The organism is Clostridium sp., assembly GCF_050717515.1.
In the GTDB taxonomy this organism is placed as follows: domain Bacteria; phylum Bacillota; class Clostridia; order Clostridiales; family Clostridiaceae; genus Clostridium_AD.
This window is the reverse complement of record NZ_JBOITL010000019.1, coordinates 1-17,454: the sequence shown is the minus strand read 5'-3', so window position 1 is coordinate 17,454 and position 17,454 is coordinate 1. Positions and strand designations below refer to the sequence as shown.

The window sequence follows — 17,454 nt, the reverse complement described above, 5'->3', positions numbered from 1 at the left end:
ATGATTATGTCAGTATTACTATACTATCTATTTATTTTTTAAATATTCAAATAAATTCCTTTCTATATCATCTGCACCATTATCATCTAAGGTTATATATTCTCTATGACCATCTAACGCCTTAACTTCAATCTTCCCTATCTCTTGTCCATTAACACTATCGATATCACGTTCAAACTTCATTATCTTATAACCTTCATTTATAAACTGCTCAGTTTTGTTTGACATCAAATCACACTCCTTTTATATATGCAGATGTACATCTTAATATTAATTGTTAAAATTTATTTTAATTTCTTCTTTCCTTCTTCTGCTCTTTCTGCTTATCACTAGCATCTGTTCTTTTAGTCCCAATATTAACTTCTTGACTATTTAATTCGTTTTTTTTGCCCTTTTGCATATTGTTTCCCCTCCTTTAAATGAATTTTGAATACCCTGCAATGCTATTACACTCTTATAAATTTTTAGATGAAAACCACTATCCCCTTATGGTAGTTCCCAGTTGACTATCTATTCAAGAGTTTTTCCATTGAAATTTTCATACAAAGGTGGTGATTTTTTATCTCCTTTACTTTTTTTAGGTTTACTAATATTGTCCCGTTTAACATTAATATTACTATTTTTGCTCCCTCCAACATGTTGATGATCAGGCATCTTTAAAACTCCCTTCAAATTAATTTAGGTTTTATTTTTAAACCAAGTCTGAATATTTCACCTTAATAAATTTGTTATTAAACACTTTATTATTTTCTCTCATTGTAAGAATTATTATACCTAGAAAACACACCTATAATTTAGTTTTCGTTAATACTGTAGCATCGAAGATGATGAACAGTTGCGCAGGTGATGCCTTAACATGTATTGGCAAAATTTCACTTATTTATTTTGTAAATAATATAAAATATAGTAACCTTTTTATAAATTCTCCATAGTATATACTAAAGTAATATTAATTAAACTTTTCATAGCATTAATCCTTTATTTGTTTGTTTCTATCCCCCCCATACAAAACCACCGCTCTATTAAATAGATTGGTGGTTTTATCATTATATTAAAATATTTATTTATTTGTGGAATATTAATTTGACTGTAGATAATATATATATATATAAACAAGTAATTGAGGTGTATTAAATGGATGATGACTTAAAAGAAATAATCCATGAAGAAATTAATGAACCACTTAATAACATTGTTAATATTTTCACTCCAAAGCCTAAAAAAGCCGATTATAAACTTATAGTCCTTTTGGTTCTAGTTGGTTTTTTAGCTATGTTATTACTTTACTATGGTTATGAAATGATATTTATTTATTTTTAGCAGATTTTCACTCTATAACCTTGCTTAGTAAAACAATTTAAAAAATAAAAATTTTAATTTTATTATAAAAAAAATAAGGTATCTATGATTATTAAACATAGATACCTTATTTCCATAATTAAATCATCGCCTGTGGTGCTTAAATGTGGTTAAAATGGTGCATAACCTTGTTCTGACCACCATTCTTCTTTTAGCTCCTGATACTGCGATGAAAATTTATCTAAATGAATTTTTTCCCATTTAATTAAAATATTAAATAGTTCCTTTGCTTCTTTAATCCCCGTCTCTTTAGCAGCCTTTACATAGTACTCTATTGATGCTTTTTCCATTTGTATTCCAATACCAAAAACAGATACTGCAATGCTAGCATCCTTTCTATCAATATTCTCCCATTTAAAAATTGCTGGAGATGTTGGTTCTGGAATTAATGCCAATTGAAAATCCACCATATTATCATCTTTAACTTTATTATACAAATCTTTTAACCAAACTACATGTTGCATTTCTTCCTGCGCAAGCTCCAAAAAAGCGTTTTTCACTTCAGTAGAATTAGTATTGCTCGCTGCCATATTATAAAATTCATACCCTTCTATCTCGTTTATAATTGCTTGTTTTACAATCATTAGCTCTTGATTGTTCACTAATATCTCCTCCTTTATATACTATTAAATTATCATCTTTGATGTTGCAACGCCAACTTATATTAGTTATTTATTAATAATTAATATTTATTTATTATTTTATCATATTTTCAAAAATAATACAACAATTATGTTTTACTAATTTAATGTAGACAAAATATCATGCACCTACTAATAAATATAGATAAAATTAAATTTTTCCAATGTTGTTATAAAATTATAACAATTGTGTTAAAATAATTGGGAACGTAAAAGAAAGTATAACTAGGGGGGTATTACAAGAGATGAAAAAACTATTAAAAAAATCATTTATTTTATTATCATTTTGTATTTTATTATTATCTGCACATACTTCATATGCCTTTGAATCAACTAATGATCAAGTAGTTGCTGCAAATAAAGTCTGGAATATTGAGTTTAATAAAGAAGTTAAATATGATGATGCAACACAGAAATCTATTACTGTAATAGATAGTGCTGGGAAGTTAATAAATACAAAATTAGAACTAGGAAAAGATATGAAATCAATTTTAATTAAGCCGCCAGTAAAAGGATATACACTAGGAGAAACATATACCTTGAAAATTGCTGCAGATATTTATTCAAAAGACAATATGAAACTTTCGGAGCCGGTGCAGCTGAAATTTAAAACCAATAAAAACCTACTTGTAGAAAACAATGAAAACCTTAAAGTTATTTTTAATGATAACTGTAGTAACCTATTGGATAATGGTTGGAGTAAAAGTCTTGAAAATACACAGACCTCATTTATAGCAGATACTAGTGAGAGTAATAAATATTATAGTCATGTTCCATATGAACAATATTTATTTTATAATAGCTCACCAAACTCAATCTTACAACTAAGCAAAAACGTAGAAATAGGCGCTGGTCCTTTTAACATAGAATTTGATGCTAAAATGACCGATTTACAAACTCCAAGTAAAAATGCAAACTGGCGAGGCTTAGCAATTGATATAATTGCTAATAATAAAAGATACCGCTTAAGTTTCAATAGCAAAGACTCAGATAACAAAATAAAAATAAACTTGATGAATAAAGCATCAGGAGATGGTTCTTTTCAAACTGTTGATGCTTATTTGCCAAAGGATAATAATATTCATAGATGGTCTATTAAGAATAACGGAAATAACACTATTTCCGTATTACTAGATGGTACTAATATAGCTAACTTCAAAGATCCACAACTAGCAAGTAATGGTCTTAATGATATGGTTGTTTTATATAATGATATGACTGATGCACTTACTGGTATAAATAAAATCTATATTGAAAATTTTGCTATAACTAAATCCTTATCAATAAAAGATTGTGCTGTAATAGCCGATGAAAACAATCAAACTGTAAAAGCTTCCATATCTATGACTATTGAGGATGAAAAGCTTATAAAGGAAAAGGATTATGTAATCAAATGTTGCTTATACAAAAACGATAAAATTGTAGCAGAAGACACAAAGACACTAGACAATAAAAATATCAGTTTTACACTTAATAATATAACCCAATCTGGAGAAATGAAGCTTGTACTTACAGTTATTGCGGGAGATAAGAAAATCGAGGAAATATCAAAAGGTATTTCTATGAATCTTAAGACCGTTAATTTAGAGCCAGGTCAAACTATAAGTTCCCAGCCAGGAAAAGTATATTTATATGATAAAATGGATAAGATGCTGGCAAACGACCAAAATGATGCGCAACACTCAGGATGGGGCTTTGATACTTACACAGATTATGACTCCAATAAGAGTGGAACAATACTTGAAAATGTAGAAAATGCTCTTCCCCTAAATATGCCCGTAAAACTAAATGGCTGGTTTAGGGTTTATGTAGGATATGTTACAGGTACTGAAAGCTTTAGAATAGGTCAAACAGATGGATCTTCCATGCTCCAAATAAACGGTGATATTTCTCTTGAATCTAAGGAGTTGTATGGTGATCAGTTTATTAATGAAAAATCTACAATAATATCAAACTTTAATAGTAATTCAATTAAAATTTTCCCAAACTCATCCCAAAAAGCAAGGATTGCTTATATCAAACTAGTAGGTCTAACTAAGGAACAGGTATCCATATATGAAAAACAACCGGAGAATAAAAAGACACTTCTATATGATATTGATGGATATTCTGGTTTTTTTGATGGAGCATATCCTGACATTGAAGCTCTTAAAAGTAGAACTGTAGATACCCTTACTAATAAAAATGTAGGAGAATTAAATTGGTGTTTAGGAACTACAGGTATGTTAACTTATAATAGTAAATATGCAGGCAACGCTTTTGAAGGTCTAGAAATATATGATGATCAACTTAGAGATGGTGATAAATTAGCAAAATCCCAAATATTAAACATCTTAAGTTCTGGTAAATCACCTTTAGAAATCGTGGCTGATAGAGGCCAGGAGAAGGGAATGAAGGTCAATGCTTCATTAAGAATGGATACATTTTATAGTCCATTAACAAACGGGTTTTTAAATGGTGCTATGTATAATGAATATCATAAGTATACTCAACCTGGGAATTATTACTTAGACTATTCCCACCCAGAGGTCAGATCTTACATAAAAAATATACTTATGGAAGTAGCTTCTTTCAATAATGTAGGCGGCATAACATTAGATTTTTGTAGGTATCCTACAATCTTCGGAGAACAATGTTCAAATGAGGAAAAGATACGCATTATGAATGAATTTTTACGAGATATAAGGCGCGAACTACCAAAGAATAAAACCATTTCCATAAGAATACCTTGCAATGAACCTATTAAATATGGCTATGATCTTAATACTTGGATTAAAGAAGGTTTGATTGATAAATTAATACCTTCAAGCGTTCGTAGCGAGGAGTATTTCAACATTAAACCTTATGTGGATATGGTTAAAAATACAAATGTAAAATTGTATATTGCTATTTCTGCAGATGTTAGTGGGCATGATATAACAAAAGCAGAAGAAGAGTTAGCAAAGCAAGGTTTATATATACATAATAAAGTATATTTAAATGTCCAACAGTACTTGCTACGAGCTTATGAAGTATATAAAGCTGGTGCTGATGGAATATTTTTATTCAATTCAAGTTCTAGCCTTCTTGTGGATAGAAGCTCACCAATTGAATCAACCTTCCTAGGTGAAAAAGCTCTAGTTCAAAAGTGGCGTGAATTTGATTATGTATCAGGCTTTATGATAAATAAAATCAATGTTCAAAAGCCCTCATTTTAAGTACATGGTAACTATTTATTGATTTTTAATAATATACGGATTATTATAATAATCCGTGTATTTTTTTTATATAAAATTTAAATCTATCATTTCATAAAATAAATCCTTGACAGTTTATGATTAACATGATATAGTCAATTTATAGAAAGATTGCATTCAATTTAATTTTGCATATTTAAATTAAGCCAAATATATATTTTTATATAAGAAAACAACATATAAAGGAGGATTATTAAATTATGAACATTTATGACTTTAAATTTAAAACTATCGATGGAGAGGACGCAGCATTAGATGGATTCAAAGACAAAGTATTATTAATTGTAAATACTGCAAGTAAATGCGGATTTACCCCTCAATATAAAGATTTACAAAAATTATATGAGAAATATAATGCTAAAGGCTTTGAAATATTAGGTTTCCCATCTAATCAGTTTGCAGACCAAGAACCTGCAAATAATGATGAGGTTAAAAATTTTTGTGAAATCAATTTTGGAGTAACTTTTCCACTATCTGAAAAAGTAGAAGTTAGAGGTAAAGAAGCAGACCCACTATTTAAATATTTAACTGAGCAATCTCCCTTTAAGGGCTTTGATATGAATAACCCAAGTGGTAAAATGTTGCATGCATTTTTACAAGAAAAATTTCCTGAATATTTGTTAGGTGATTCAGTTAAATGGAATTTCACTAAGTTTTTGGTAAATAGACAAGGTAACGTTGTAGGAAGATTTGAGTCTCCTATTGATCCAATGGATATTGAAGAAAACATTCAAAACTTATTATAAAATTCATTAATTAATTTTACTAGTATGGACGTAAAACATATTTTTCAAGTTATAATATATGTTTTATGTTCATATTTTTTTAATTTTAACGATGTAAAATTAAAACCATAAAGGAAGTGATCCAAGTGAACTATGAAGCACTTAAATTAGATAACCAATTATGCTTTGCTCTATATGCTTGTTCCCGTGAAATAACAAAATTGTATAAACCCCTATTAGATAAACTTGGTATAACCTATACTCAATATATTTCTCTTTTAGTATTATGGGAGAAAGATAATATAACAGTAAAAGAGATGGGAGAAAAATTGCATCTTGATTCTGGCACCTTGACGCCACTATTAAAAAAATTAGAGTGCATGAATCTAGTAAATAGAACTCGAGATACTGTAGATGAAAGAAAAGTATATGTTAAATTAACTGAAAGGGGTATTGAACTCAAAAAAATTGCTATTGAAGTCCCAAATAAAATTCTTTGCTCTACAGGACTTACCCTTCAAAGTGCAGAACTTTTGAAGGAAAATATAACTTCCCTATTGCTCAGTTTAACGCCTAGCTATAATAGCAAATAAAAAATATACAGTATGTTTAATGTATTTATTACATCGAACACACTGTATATTTTTTTATATTTCTAAATATCTGCTCATTTAGCATCATAATTGATACTCTTCTCAATGCGTATTATAGTATCATGGGTCTTTTCAAAGATAATCCCAACCACAATCCATACTGGTGCATAATCCAATGTAATTATTCCGCCTATTGATAATGTTTTGTTTGCATAGTTCCAAGGGCACACACCTAAAACCGACCTAAGCAGCAGTCCGCAGACTAATTCTACTGCAAATATAAGAACCATGTATATACCTCCCCGAGCTATAAGCGGAAGATGTTTTATCCTATAATGCACAGGTTCAAGAAATACAGCAAGCCCATATATAGGGAACATCCAAATACAGGTAGTGCCCCTGAGTAAAACATCACCCATAAGCATTGCGCCAAAACCATTCCACAAAACCTCTGCCAAGAGGCCTAAAAGTCCATATATAATAAATCTTTTCCACATAAATGTATTGTTCGTATTACCTTGTAAAATATACTGCTAAATTATTAATTAGTATAAAAATAAAAATATATCATTAGATTTATAATAAAAGATATTGTTATCCATCCCACCCCTAAAAACAGTGGGCTTTCCACACAAATTGTAATATAATATAAATAATATATAAAAAAGAACAAATTATATGCAGGTATTTATTTAAATGTAAATAAAAAGGGAGAGGATTAAAATGCAAATTAATTCTAGTGCAGTAATAATTCCCAAAGATCAATTATGTATATGCGGAAGCGGAGTGAATTTTTCTAATTGTTGTATGAAAAAAAATCATATTTATGAATCGCTATTGTTACCTGATACTGGAAGACAAGTTATTTACGATCAAACTGAAATTATCATGGCGATACAAAAATTAAATGGATTTATTGAAGCTAGAATCGATCCAATAAATACTGAATTATCTCCAAAGGAGTCTATACGTAAGCTGGGGCGACTTTACGAAAAGCTTGATAATGCTTTAAAACCTATAGCGAAAGTTACTTCTTGCAAACAGGGCTGTAACCATTGCTGCTTTTTACCAATTTTATCAAGTCAACTTGAAAATGAATTAATAAAAGATTATATGAATGAGCATTATTCTCCAGATAAACTGGCTGAGTTTAAGGGTAAAATCAATCAAAACAAAGATGTGCTATCACAACTTGTACATGTTAAAGGTAGATTTATGAATGAAAACTATAAATTATATGCAAATGCTAATATTCCTTGTGCCTTTTTAGATGGCGATAACAATTGCAGTATTTATTCCGTAAGACCTTTTATCTGCAGAAAATATTTAGTTTTTAACGAGTCAGTCCTTTGCGAAAACCCTTTAAATAAAACTGATCAGTACTATTCACCTTACCTAACTAAAGTTAAAGATTCCATAATAAAACTTAACAAGCTAACCTATGGTGAGGATTTTTCGTACAAGCATATATTATCTTGGTTTGTTTAGGATTATCATAAATTTAAGACAGTAATTTTTATAAATAGCGTTTATATTAACATATCAACGCTATTTTATAGTTTTTCTGTATTCCATAGGCGCCGAGCCCTTTAAATTTTTAAATACCCTATTAAAAGTTTTAACGCTATTAAACCCAGATTTATATGCAACCTCTATAATAGAATTGCTATCATACATAAGGTACCACTCAGATTTAGTTATTTTAAAATTGTTTAAATACTCCAAGAATGTCATCCCAGTATTTTCCTTAAAGAACCTAGTAAAATGAAATTTACTAAAGCCTGCAACCTTTGAAATCTCATCTAAACCTATATGATTTTGATAATTTTTCTCTACATGTGCAAATACCATATCAAGCTTCTTAAGCCTCTCCATTTGTCTACTCTCATCCTCTGGTGAATACACTGTTTTGGGCATATACCTAAGTAGTATAACTGCCAAGTCATATAGTCTTGCTTTTAAAATAAGTTTATAGCCTTCTTTATTATTTCCGTACTCTTCAATAATCTCTTGTATCTGCTTTTCCATTAAAGCATGAACTTCACTTCCATGAGACAATAGTTTAGAGTGAATAAACATTGGTTTAATAGTTCTATTATCCTTTGTTCCCGAAAGAAAGTTATCGTATATTGACATTCTAAATTGTATCACCGCTCTACTACTTGCTTCCTTTTCCTTAAAAAAACAATGAATCTCTCCTGAACCTATAATAAGTATGTCCCCAAATACCAAGTTATAGGTATCCTTATTTACCATTACTTTAAGATTTCCTTCTACAAGATATATAATTTCAATATCTTCATGAAAATGATGATGTGTACTAGTATTACCATCATTGAAAAACAATCTAAACGGAAAATCTTGTTCCAATACTGTTTTTTCTAAACTAACTTGCATAATACCCTCCAGAAGTTTCATTAATTCAGACAACACTTGTATATTAAAATAGACATACAAATTTAAAACCTTGTATGCCTATTTATTATTCTGCCTGTTACAGCTTTATTTTAACTCTTTTTTTACCAGATTCATAGATGCTACATATGATTCTTTGTGTTTTTATTGCTTGTTCCCCATTAATATCAGGTTCGATACCTAACCTTAAAGCATGGTAATAATTCTTTATTTGTTTTGAATGACTTATTCCCCAATATCCCTTTGCTCCATTACCATAGTCGAAAGTTTCATGTGGATTGCTATCTGCGATTAATTCCCTACCATCCGTAAAGACAATATGAGCTCTATCCCCTACCATAGTTGCAATACCATTTTCACAGTGAAGTTCTATTTCTACCGGAGCATCATAAGTATAATAATTAATGGCGTGAAAAGCTGTAACTACTCCATTCTTATACTTTATAATTCCTTCAGCGCAGTCTTCTACTTGTATTATTTCATGGGCCCTATTACTAATGCTGGCATCTATATAATCTATGTCACAGTTTACAAACCAGCTCATTAGATCCATAGTATGAATGGCTTGATCTATAATAACTCCTCCACCTTCTTTTTCCCAGGTACCTTTCCAATCACTGTGACTGTAATATTCATCTGAACGGTTCCAAGTAACCTCAAGCTTGCCCGATAGTATTTTACCAAGTCCGCCAGAATCAAGAGTATTTTTTATAAGTTGCGACCCAGGATTATATCTATTTTGAAATATAACTCCCAGGGAAACCTTATTATCCTTTGCAGCTAAAATCATATTTTCTGCGTCTATGAGATTTATAGACATAGGCTTTTCAGTAAGCACATGTTTTCCATGTTTTGCAGCGTATATAGCAACCTCTGCATGAAGATAGTGAGGAAGACATATATGCACTACATCTATCTCTGCCTTTAAAAGCATCTCTTTATAATCCGTATAGTAAGCACAATCATATTGCTCTGCCTTTACTTTTGCTCTATCTTCCTTTATGTCACATACACAAACCACCCTTGCATTATCCAATGTATTTATAGATTGAGCATGCATGGGAAATATGTTCCCACATCCAATAATCCCTACTTTAAATATCTTCATTTCAACATCTCCTAAATAGTTTTATATTAATTTTTGAAGATAATCTATTCCAATTTGTAGACCTTCCTTTACCTTTTCTGAGCTGCCTTCATAAATGGGGTCTTCATGTTCAATACTAACTACTCCTTCGTACCCTACCTTAGTTAACTCCACTAAAAGACTTTTCCAGTCCACTTGTCCAAGTCCTGGCATTCTATATCTCCAATATCCAAAGTCCTCCTGATTTATGTTTAGTTGCTTATTAAACACACCATATATTTTTAAATTTTCCTTAAATACTTCAGTATCCTTTGCATGTACATGGAATATTCTGTCCTTAAATTCCTTCACAGGAGTAATATAATCCATAAGTAGTGCATGCATATGAGAGGGGTCATAATTTAATCCAAAGTTTTTATTAGGAACTCTTTTAAACATCTCTCTCCAAAGCTCCGGAGTAAAGGAAATAGTTCCAGGGACTCCTTTTTCCTGCCAACCAATCATTGGACAATTTTCAATTATAACCTTTATACCTTTACTTTCTGCATAACCTACTAAATCCGTGAAGACTACTTCAAATTCATCAAAGTTCTCCTCAATGGACTTATCTATATTTCTTCCTACAAAAGTTCCTACTGCGGTGACCCCTAGAAGTACTGCAGCATCAACACATTTTTTAAAATGATTGTTTATATTTACTCTCGTAGTAAGGTCTCTATCTAAATTATTATCATAATAAGCAATTGAAGATATAGTAAGTCCATACTCATTAAAATATGTTTTGATTTCCTCAGCTTCCTTTTTTGTAAAATTAGCTACATCTATTTCACTTCCTGAATAATCGCGACTATTAGTTCTTGGCCAACAAGCAAGTTCTAAAGATTTAAACCCATGCTCGCTTGCCCACTTTGCTTTTTCTTTAAGTGGAATACCACCAAGACATCCTGTTAAAAGTCCTATATACATATTAACAACCTCCTTATATTCTTAATTATTTAAATAAACAGGCTTTCCTGTTTTAGAAGACTCATATATTGCTTCAAGTATTTCAGTAACCACTAAGGCTTGTTCTGGTTTCACTACAGGCTCACTATCATTCAATATACAATCAATCCACGCTCTTGCTTCCATATCTGCTGGGTCCTCTGAGCTTCCTTCATAAAAATCAACCCCACCTGCGTTAAAATCTACTTTGGTTTCATACAATCTACTTAAATTTTCTCCGTTTATCCGAAGACCATCTTTCATATCTGCTCCGCCTTCTGTTCCACAAAGGGTAGTTTGTGCTTCGCCTACATCAAGACTATTTAATGCCCAACTTGATTCTAAAATTATAGTTGCTCCATTTTCCATTGTAATAAATCCAAAGGCTGAATCCTCTACAGTGAATTTTTTAGGGTCCCAAGGTCCCCAAGCATTAGCTGCATTTTCTTTACTGCTAAGCTTATGATATACATTCCCAACTACATATTTAGGTTTATAATTATTTAACATCCACAAAGTTAAGTCAAGAGCATGGGTTCCGATATCTATTAGTGGTCCTCCACCTTGCTCAAATTCATTAAGAAATACTCCCCAGGTAGGAACTGCACGTCTTCTTATAGCATGGGCTTTAGCAAAATATATTTCTCCCAAATCACCATTTTTACAAATTTCATGAAGATATCTCGAATCACCTCTAAATCGATTTTGATATCCTATGGTAAGCTTTTTCCCTGTACGCACGCAGGCCTCTAGCATTTTTCTTGCCTCAGCAGCGGTTTTAGCCATCGGCTTTTCGCACATTACATGCTTTCCAGCTTCTAGTACGTCCACAGTAATCGCGCTATGTGATCTATTGGGTGTACATACATGAACAACATCAATACTTTTATCTTTCAAAAGTTCCTTGTAATCTTCATAAACCACTGCATCCGACCTTCCAAATTTTTTTGCAGCATCTTCAGCTTTTTCTCTTGAAATATCACAAAATGCTACCATGTCCACCTGTGATATTTTAGCGAGGCTCGGCATATGTTTGTTATTTGCAATACCACCGCAACCTATTATTCCAACTTTCAACTTCTTCTCATTACATGTATTCTCCATAATATACTGACTTTCAAGTTACACCATAGTTATAACAGGAAAATCAGGTTTTCACTTCCTTTCAAAATATAATAATTGAGAATCTGCTTTTCTGCAGCTAACTGTTACAGAAAACTAGTTCCTCTATGTAATTTTTATTTAACGTTTACATTTCATATTTTACAGTACAAAAAAATTTATTACTCGCCATGTATTGCGGAGTTATTCTCAAATATTGCTTTTTACATAAAAATAGATCCATAGCATCATAACTTATTTATTTTAAAATACCTAGCAATTATAAAGGTTTAGAAAAGCGAAAAGGTCCGCTCCACTTTAAGCTGACCTTTCCAAATCTTTCTCTATATAAGTTTTTCACTAAATATATTAGATAAATTTAATTTTTCTACTTTTCCCTTTATCTTATCTATATCCAAAGTATAAAGCCCAAGTTCCTGCATTCTATTAAAATACTCTGCTCCTGCAAAGGTATATCTGTTTGTTCTTCCTTCTTTAGAATTTATTTTTTCATTTGCATAAGCTATTATATCTCCAACGGCTAGTGACCTTGGTAACATCAAAAGAGGCATGCCTAAATAGTTTCTTATTGAATTGTGCCCTGCTAAAGCACCCGTTATAATAGCTTCTGTATGACCTACAAATAATCCAGCCTTCTCACCTGCGCAAAACAGATTATCTAGTCCTATAACCTTCATACTGTCCGTTCTTGGAGCTACGGATAGGTATCTTATGGAGTTTCCCTTTCCCCCTGCATATGGATCTATATATTTTGCGTTTTCAAGTCCTTTAATTTTTCTTAGCTTTTCTAATGGATAATACGAACTCATAAGCTTTGCATGTGCAAGGTGAACAAAAATGCAACATTCAAAAAAATATTTGAACCGCTTAAAAGTGATAGTTCATTGGCTTATTCTAGCCTTCCTGAAAAAACTACTGCTCAGAAGATTTATAAACTAAGGATGCTCAATGGGTATACTCAACGTGAATTTGCTAATGTATGTTCTATAGGATATTCAAGTCTATGTAAATATGAGATAGGATTTAAGCCTAACAACGAAAATTTCAAAAAAATATGTGAATCATTTAATATTGATGCTGAGCACTTTTAAAAATAGGAAGCTCTACCTGTTTCCTATTTTTAATTTTTATTTTCAATATAACCCTTGTTTTTTTATCACTTGTCTTGTTCCCCCTGTTTTCCATGTCTTATCCCCCTCCATGTCTATCTGCCTAACTTTGTTAAATCTAGCCTTATATGGGTATATAATATCACGTTATTTCACAAAATGCAAACACACGTTCGCATATGTATGATTGTTAATTGTTTCACTTATTATTATAAATCCTAAAAGCACAAATGGAAAGCACACCATAGTCCACGCGTTACAGCCCCGTTGCCTATTAGACAATTTTTAATTAGCTAATACATTTATTTTAACCCCAAAAAGTGTCGAGCGCCCCGACACTTTCGACAATATCACACTAAATTATTACAAAAAAGAATAAAACACCCTACTTTTCGGCAGAATGTTTTATCAAAAGGTCTTCAATGGCTTCATCTACTAACCGTGATATTGGTATCCTTGTTTCTTTTGATAGCTCTCTTAATTTTTCATCCAATTCCTTAACTAAAGAGCTGCCAAACCTAACTCTATGTATTAGCATAGTATCACCTCAAGTAAATTATATAAAGAACATAATGTGCAAACAAGACTCGTTACGTAACTACACCTGCCATAACTTACCTGTATACATTGATATGACCGTACTCATATAATAAAATTATGGATAATTACAAACTAAAGATTAAAGCATATAGAAACTGTAGAAATCTAAGTCAAAAGGAATTAGCTGAAAAAGTAGGAATAAGTAGAAGCTTTTTAAGCGAAATAGAAAATAACAAATGGGATATCAGAATAAGCTTATTGATAAAAATAAGTAAGAACTTGAAAGTGGCCCCTAGTAAATTAATAAAGTATAAGTAAAAGGCACTAGATCGTGGATGAACTCCATTGACCAGTGCCTTTTTAGTATATCTATTTTAATTGTTATCCTGCAACGTTTTTAGGTTGCCTAACGTATAATTGCTTGTTTTTGATTAGGTGGAATATTAATAACCCTGTAAATATAAAAGAAATTATTGCCCATATTTGTAAATCACTAAATGAACCTACATTGGCTATTCCTATAATCCCAGCAAGTGCATAAAGCACTATTGATGTGATAACCATACCCTTGCTTTTCTTTGAACACAACAAAATTATGCCTGCTATGAGCCATGCTAAAGCCAACATAAAGCCCGCTGACCCGCTTGCTTCTGTTTTACTTTGCATTGCGTTTCCTACCCCCACCGCACAAGATTGGAATGTTATAATTGTAAATAAAACAATACTTAAAATTCCTATTACTTTTTTCATGTAAAAGCCCCCCTATTTTTAGTCATTATATACAATTCAACATAACTTTTCATATTCCTCTAAAACTTAACATAAATAAAAAAGACCTAAAGCTAGATTTCTCTAACCGAAGGTTAAAATTTCTCCCTTAAAACAGTGAATAAAATTTTCAAAATAGTCTATAATTTAAATACCATCCTCTTATTATGATACTGCAAAGGGCCTTCACCCGAGTGCAGTATTTTTATTTTGATCCATTTGTAATTTTTTTTATTGTTTCTTCTAAATCTTGAATAACATCCATCTGCAGGTATTCAACTCATATTTTATCTCATATAGCTTATCAGCTCCGTTAATTACACTCTGGCACTTATACACTAGCATATTATTACCCGCCAGTTTTTCTTTCTCTACACAAATAACTTTATCTATTTTAACAACAGAATTACTTTCATCCTTATTAGTAATTTTAAATCTTACAGGACTTATATTACCCTTTGTATCAGTCCAAGCAACCATTTCAATAGGCTTTGCTATAACTTTCATGGTACCACCTCTAAGGTTATTATATAGAACATACGTTCTAATGTAAAGTAGGAAAATATGTAAAAAATAAAGCTCCAAGACATTCCTCAGAGCTTCTAGCTATTCTTAATTTTATAAATACATTTTCCTTTAGTTCTTATGTTGTAACACTACATCTAAATATTTATTATTACCGAAAAAACAACGTCGCTAAACCTTATCTGATTTCTTCTTATTTTCTAAAAATTCAATATATTTATCGACATCTATGCGTTTATAATTCAATTCATCTTTTCCCATGCTTAACATTGAACTGTATATATTAAATATAAATATTTTTAATGTATATACTCCCATTAAAACAATATTTATAGTTACTGAGATCACTATAGAAGTTAGAACATCTTGGTACGCAAAGTTATATAAAAATTTATTAATTAGCGATGTATTATATAGCATAATACCATATTTCATAAATATGCCATATGTAAGCATCATGATAAATATTCCAAATGATTTGAAAAATATTAACAAGTTACTTTTATACATATTAATTTTTTTTCCTTTGGCCTGAGTTAGTATAAGTATATATTTACTCTTATTTTCTAACAAAGCTGCATATAATGCAAACCCTGTAATTGAAAAACCTATAATGCCTACTGAAAAATTTATCGCCAAATCTATAATTCCTAATACAAATTGGCTTGTATTTTCACTCTTAGCAATAGGATACGATATAATAGTAAAAGTAAAAAACATTACTAAAGATATAATTATTTGTTTTCCTTTTACATTATCGTATTTAAATGAATTCATGAAAGCCTTGTTAAAATTAGATTCTATTTCTAATTCTTTGTTGAGTTTATCAAACGCATCATTACTTAATGCCATATTATATCTACTTCCTCAATATTTTAATCTCTTTTGCAAATTCGACTATTTCTTTGTATTTTAAATCATATATTTTTTTTATTTTCAGGTGATATATCTTTTATTTCACTTCTATTTTTAATACTATTATATATGTACATAGCCTTATCTACAACTCCTAAAGTTTCATTTACTTTTATTGGTATTTGTTCAGCAATGGTTTCTGAATCAAAGGTTATATCCTCATTTTCTATTCCTTTTGCCTTCACCTTATAATAAGTCTTCCCTTTAGAATCATGTAAAGCCTTTTTTATTTCTTCTTTATCTTTAGGTGAGTTCAATACTGATACAATTGATTTACCCTGTGTAATCTCCATAAATTCTCGTAGCGAATCGTAATGGGGCTCATAGTCAATCTCAGAGTTCAAATTAAATATTTTGAAAGTAACAGAAGATATTTTAGATACAGACTTAAACTGTTCATCAATTAAAACTTTCGATGGGATAGGAACAACATCTAAATTAGGTTCAGGAAATTCTTTTTTAAAATATTTTTCTTTAAATTCTGCAAGATCGTTGTACTTTACACCTTCATAAGCATATTCACTTTCATTGAGTATTTTTAAATATTGATTCAATTTTTTACCTAAATAATCACTTGTGAGAACCCTAATCGTAGTACTTAAACTTCTTAAATCCGGACTACCTTTTTGATCAGTAAAATGTAGTATTCTATGATTACTTAATTTTATTACGAACATTGAGAATGGCGCAGATGGAACAAGATTTCCCTTTGGTATGATACCGTCTGCATTATTGTAATCTTGTTTAATTTCAAGGATTACCCTTTTAAAATGTTTACCTATTAAAATTAATTCACCATCTTCATCGACTACTAGTTTTAAATCCGCTATATAGTATTTGGTATTACTTCTAATATCATGTCTAAATAATTCCGGGTCAGTAAGTGCTGGCAGTATGATCTTTGTAAAATAAATAAGCATTGGGTTAATATGGTTATTTGCAATAAACGTACAGTTAAAATTAGCGATTTTTATTCTTTTAGTTTCCATTAATTATCCTCCTAAATTGAACTTATACTTAAACTACTGTTTCAAAATTTAGTAGTTTAAGTATAAGTTCCACAAAAACCCTCATTTTCCTTTTATTTTCTGCAAATAACCCCAAGGATTTCTCCCTGAGGTTTAAAATTATTGTGCTACTATGTTTGTTACTGGTGTAAGCTCTGTAACTCCATCCTGTGCAAAGTATTTTATAATAGGTGCAACAACTTCTATTGGTTGCTCTATGGCTTTTATAATTAAAGATTTATCTTTATTAACTTCCCCAGCAATGGCCTGTCTAAAATTTTCTATTTGTAAATCTGTGATCCCAGGTACCTTTTGCTTAATTAAAGTTTCAAATAATGTAATCTTAGCTTGGACAGTATCTCCAATAATTTCATTTAATCTAAAATGTTCTTCAACTATATTCCAAATATCCATAGCCACCAACTTAC

General features: G+C 30.6%; 20 protein-coding genes and 2 pseudogenes. 7 read left to right on the top strand and 15 right to left on the bottom strand.

Going from position 1 to position 17,454, the window contains the following annotated elements; all coding sequences use genetic code 11:
* Positions 1 to 27 precede the first annotated feature (27 nt).
* Entirely contained in the window at positions 28 to 228 is a 201-nt protein-coding gene (locus ACREV6_RS05110) for a hypothetical protein (RefSeq protein ID WP_431576936.1), read from the bottom strand.
* A 282-nt stretch (positions 229 to 510) separates the two neighbouring features.
* The gene (locus tag ACREV6_RS05105) at positions 511 to 654 is read right to left on the bottom strand and encodes a hypothetical protein (protein ID WP_431576935.1); all 144 of its coding nucleotides are present in this window, start codon (positions 652 to 654) and stop codon (positions 511 to 513) included.
* Positions 655 to 1,134: 480 nt separating this feature from the next.
* Here ACREV6_RS05105 and ACREV6_RS05100 point away from each other — a divergent pair, with 480 nt between their 5' ends.
* Entirely contained in the window at positions 1,135 to 1,320 is a 186-nt protein-coding gene (locus ACREV6_RS05100) for a hypothetical protein (RefSeq protein ID WP_431576934.1), read from the top strand.
* Between the two features lie 149 nt (positions 1,321 to 1,469).
* Here ACREV6_RS05100 and ACREV6_RS05095 read toward each other — a convergent pair whose 3' ends face one another.
* Positions 1,470 to 1,961: a ferritin family protein gene (locus ACREV6_RS05095; protein ID WP_431576933.1), complete on the bottom strand. Its 492-nt coding sequence runs from the start codon at positions 1,959 to 1,961 to the stop codon at positions 1,470 to 1,472.
* A 284-nt stretch (positions 1,962 to 2,245) separates the two neighbouring features.
* On the opposite strand from ACREV6_RS05095, the gene ACREV6_RS05090 reads away from it, so the two are divergent.
* The 3 genes from ACREV6_RS05090 to ACREV6_RS05080 all read left to right on the top strand — a co-directional run bounded on the left by ACREV6_RS05090 (position 2,246) and on the right by ACREV6_RS05080 (position 6,554).
* The gene (locus ACREV6_RS05090) at positions 2,246 to 5,197 is read left to right on the top strand and encodes an Ig-like domain-containing protein (protein WP_431576932.1); all 2,952 of its coding nucleotides are present in this window, start codon (positions 2,246 to 2,248) and stop codon (positions 5,195 to 5,197) included.
* Positions 5,198 to 5,436: 239 nt separating this feature from the next.
* Complete coding sequence (locus ACREV6_RS05085) at positions 5,437 to 5,982, top strand: glutathione peroxidase (RefSeq protein ID WP_431576931.1); 546 nt, start codon at positions 5,437 to 5,439, stop codon at positions 5,980 to 5,982.
* 125 nt (positions 5,983 to 6,107) lie between these two features.
* On the top strand, positions 6,108 to 6,554 hold the full coding sequence (locus ACREV6_RS05080) for a MarR family winged helix-turn-helix transcriptional regulator (protein WP_431576930.1): 447 nt from the start codon (positions 6,108 to 6,110) through the stop codon (positions 6,552 to 6,554).
* A gap of 74 nt (positions 6,555 to 6,628) precedes the next feature.
* On the opposite strand, the gene ACREV6_RS05075 is transcribed toward ACREV6_RS05080, so the two are convergent.
* Positions 6,629 to 7,051 carry a putative ABC transporter permease gene (locus ACREV6_RS05075; protein WP_431576929.1) on the bottom strand — a complete coding sequence of 141 codons (423 nt, stop codon included), beginning with the start codon at positions 7,049 to 7,051 and terminating at the stop codon, positions 6,629 to 6,631.
* A 226-nt stretch (positions 7,052 to 7,277) separates the two neighbouring features.
* On the opposite strand from ACREV6_RS05075, the gene ACREV6_RS05070 reads away from it, so the two are divergent.
* A complete protein-coding gene (locus ACREV6_RS05070) occupies positions 7,278 to 8,042 on the top strand; it encodes a YkgJ family cysteine cluster protein (RefSeq protein WP_431576928.1) in 765 nt (254 codons plus the stop codon).
* Between the two features lie 60 nt (positions 8,043 to 8,102).
* On the opposite strand, the gene ACREV6_RS05065 is transcribed toward ACREV6_RS05070, so the two are convergent.
* The 5 genes and pseudogenes from ACREV6_RS05065 to ACREV6_RS05045 form a co-directional block, all read right to left on the bottom strand.
* A complete protein-coding gene (locus ACREV6_RS05065; RefSeq protein WP_431576927.1) occupies positions 8,103 to 8,951 on the bottom strand; it encodes an AraC family transcriptional regulator in 849 nt (282 codons plus the stop codon).
* 97 nt (positions 8,952 to 9,048) lie between these two features.
* Positions 9,049 to 10,077: a Gfo/Idh/MocA family protein gene (locus tag ACREV6_RS05060; protein WP_431576926.1), complete on the bottom strand. Its 1,029-nt coding sequence runs from the start codon at positions 10,075 to 10,077 to the stop codon at positions 9,049 to 9,051.
* Between the two features lie 21 nt (positions 10,078 to 10,098).
* Complete coding sequence (locus tag ACREV6_RS05055; RefSeq protein WP_431576925.1) at positions 10,099 to 11,022, bottom strand: sugar phosphate isomerase/epimerase family protein; 924 nt, start codon at positions 11,020 to 11,022, stop codon at positions 10,099 to 10,101.
* A 21-nt stretch (positions 11,023 to 11,043) separates the two neighbouring features.
* Entirely contained in the window at positions 11,044 to 12,144 is a 1,101-nt protein-coding gene (locus ACREV6_RS05050) for a Gfo/Idh/MocA family protein (RefSeq protein ID WP_431576924.1), read from the bottom strand.
* Positions 12,145 to 12,485: 341 nt separating this feature from the next.
* A pseudogene (locus tag ACREV6_RS05045) lies at positions 12,486 to 13,022 on the bottom strand (FAD-dependent oxidoreductase); the annotation flags it as partial.
* Here ACREV6_RS05045 and ACREV6_RS05040 point away from each other — a divergent pair.
* On the top strand, positions 12,981 to 13,253 hold the full coding sequence (locus ACREV6_RS05040) for a helix-turn-helix domain-containing protein (RefSeq protein ID WP_431576923.1): 273 nt from the start codon (positions 12,981 to 12,983) through the stop codon (positions 13,251 to 13,253). The pseudogene ACREV6_RS05045 and the gene ACREV6_RS05040 overlap by 42 nt on opposite strands.
* A 403-nt stretch (positions 13,254 to 13,656) precedes the next feature.
* On the opposite strand, the gene ACREV6_RS05035 is transcribed toward ACREV6_RS05040, so the two are convergent.
* Positions 13,657 to 13,809: a ribbon-helix-helix domain-containing protein gene (locus ACREV6_RS05035; RefSeq protein WP_431576922.1), complete on the bottom strand. Its 153-nt coding sequence runs from the start codon at positions 13,807 to 13,809 to the stop codon at positions 13,657 to 13,659.
* 119 nt (positions 13,810 to 13,928) lie between these two features.
* Between ACREV6_RS05035 and ACREV6_RS05030 the strand changes: the two genes are divergently transcribed.
* Positions 13,929 to 14,129, top strand: a complete 201-nt coding sequence (locus ACREV6_RS05030) for a helix-turn-helix domain-containing protein (protein WP_431576921.1) — start codon at positions 13,929 to 13,931, stop codon at positions 14,127 to 14,129.
* A 63-nt stretch (positions 14,130 to 14,192) separates the two neighbouring features.
* Here the strand turns inward: ACREV6_RS05030 and ACREV6_RS05025 are convergent, their stop codons facing one another.
* The 5 genes and pseudogenes from ACREV6_RS05025 to ACREV6_RS05005 form a co-directional block, all read right to left on the bottom strand.
* A complete protein-coding gene (locus tag ACREV6_RS05025) occupies positions 14,193 to 14,561 on the bottom strand; it encodes a hypothetical protein (RefSeq protein ID WP_431576920.1) in 369 nt (122 codons plus the stop codon).
* Between the two features lie 261 nt (positions 14,562 to 14,822).
* Positions 14,823 to 15,086 (bottom strand): hypothetical protein, encoded by a 264-nt coding sequence (locus ACREV6_RS05020; RefSeq protein ID WP_431576919.1) that lies wholly within the window; start codon positions 15,084 to 15,086, stop codon positions 14,823 to 14,825.
* 189 nt (positions 15,087 to 15,275) lie between these two features.
* Positions 15,276 to 15,956: a hypothetical protein gene (locus ACREV6_RS05015; protein WP_431576918.1), complete on the bottom strand. Its 681-nt coding sequence runs from the start codon at positions 15,954 to 15,956 to the stop codon at positions 15,276 to 15,278.
* A 65-nt stretch (positions 15,957 to 16,021) separates the two neighbouring features.
* Entirely contained in the window at positions 16,022 to 17,008 is a 987-nt protein-coding gene (locus ACREV6_RS05010) for a hypothetical protein (protein ID WP_431576917.1), read from the bottom strand.
* A 138-nt stretch (positions 17,009 to 17,146) separates the two neighbouring features.
* Positions 17,147 to 17,454 (bottom strand): annotated as a pseudogene (locus ACREV6_RS05005) (hypothetical protein); the annotation flags it as partial.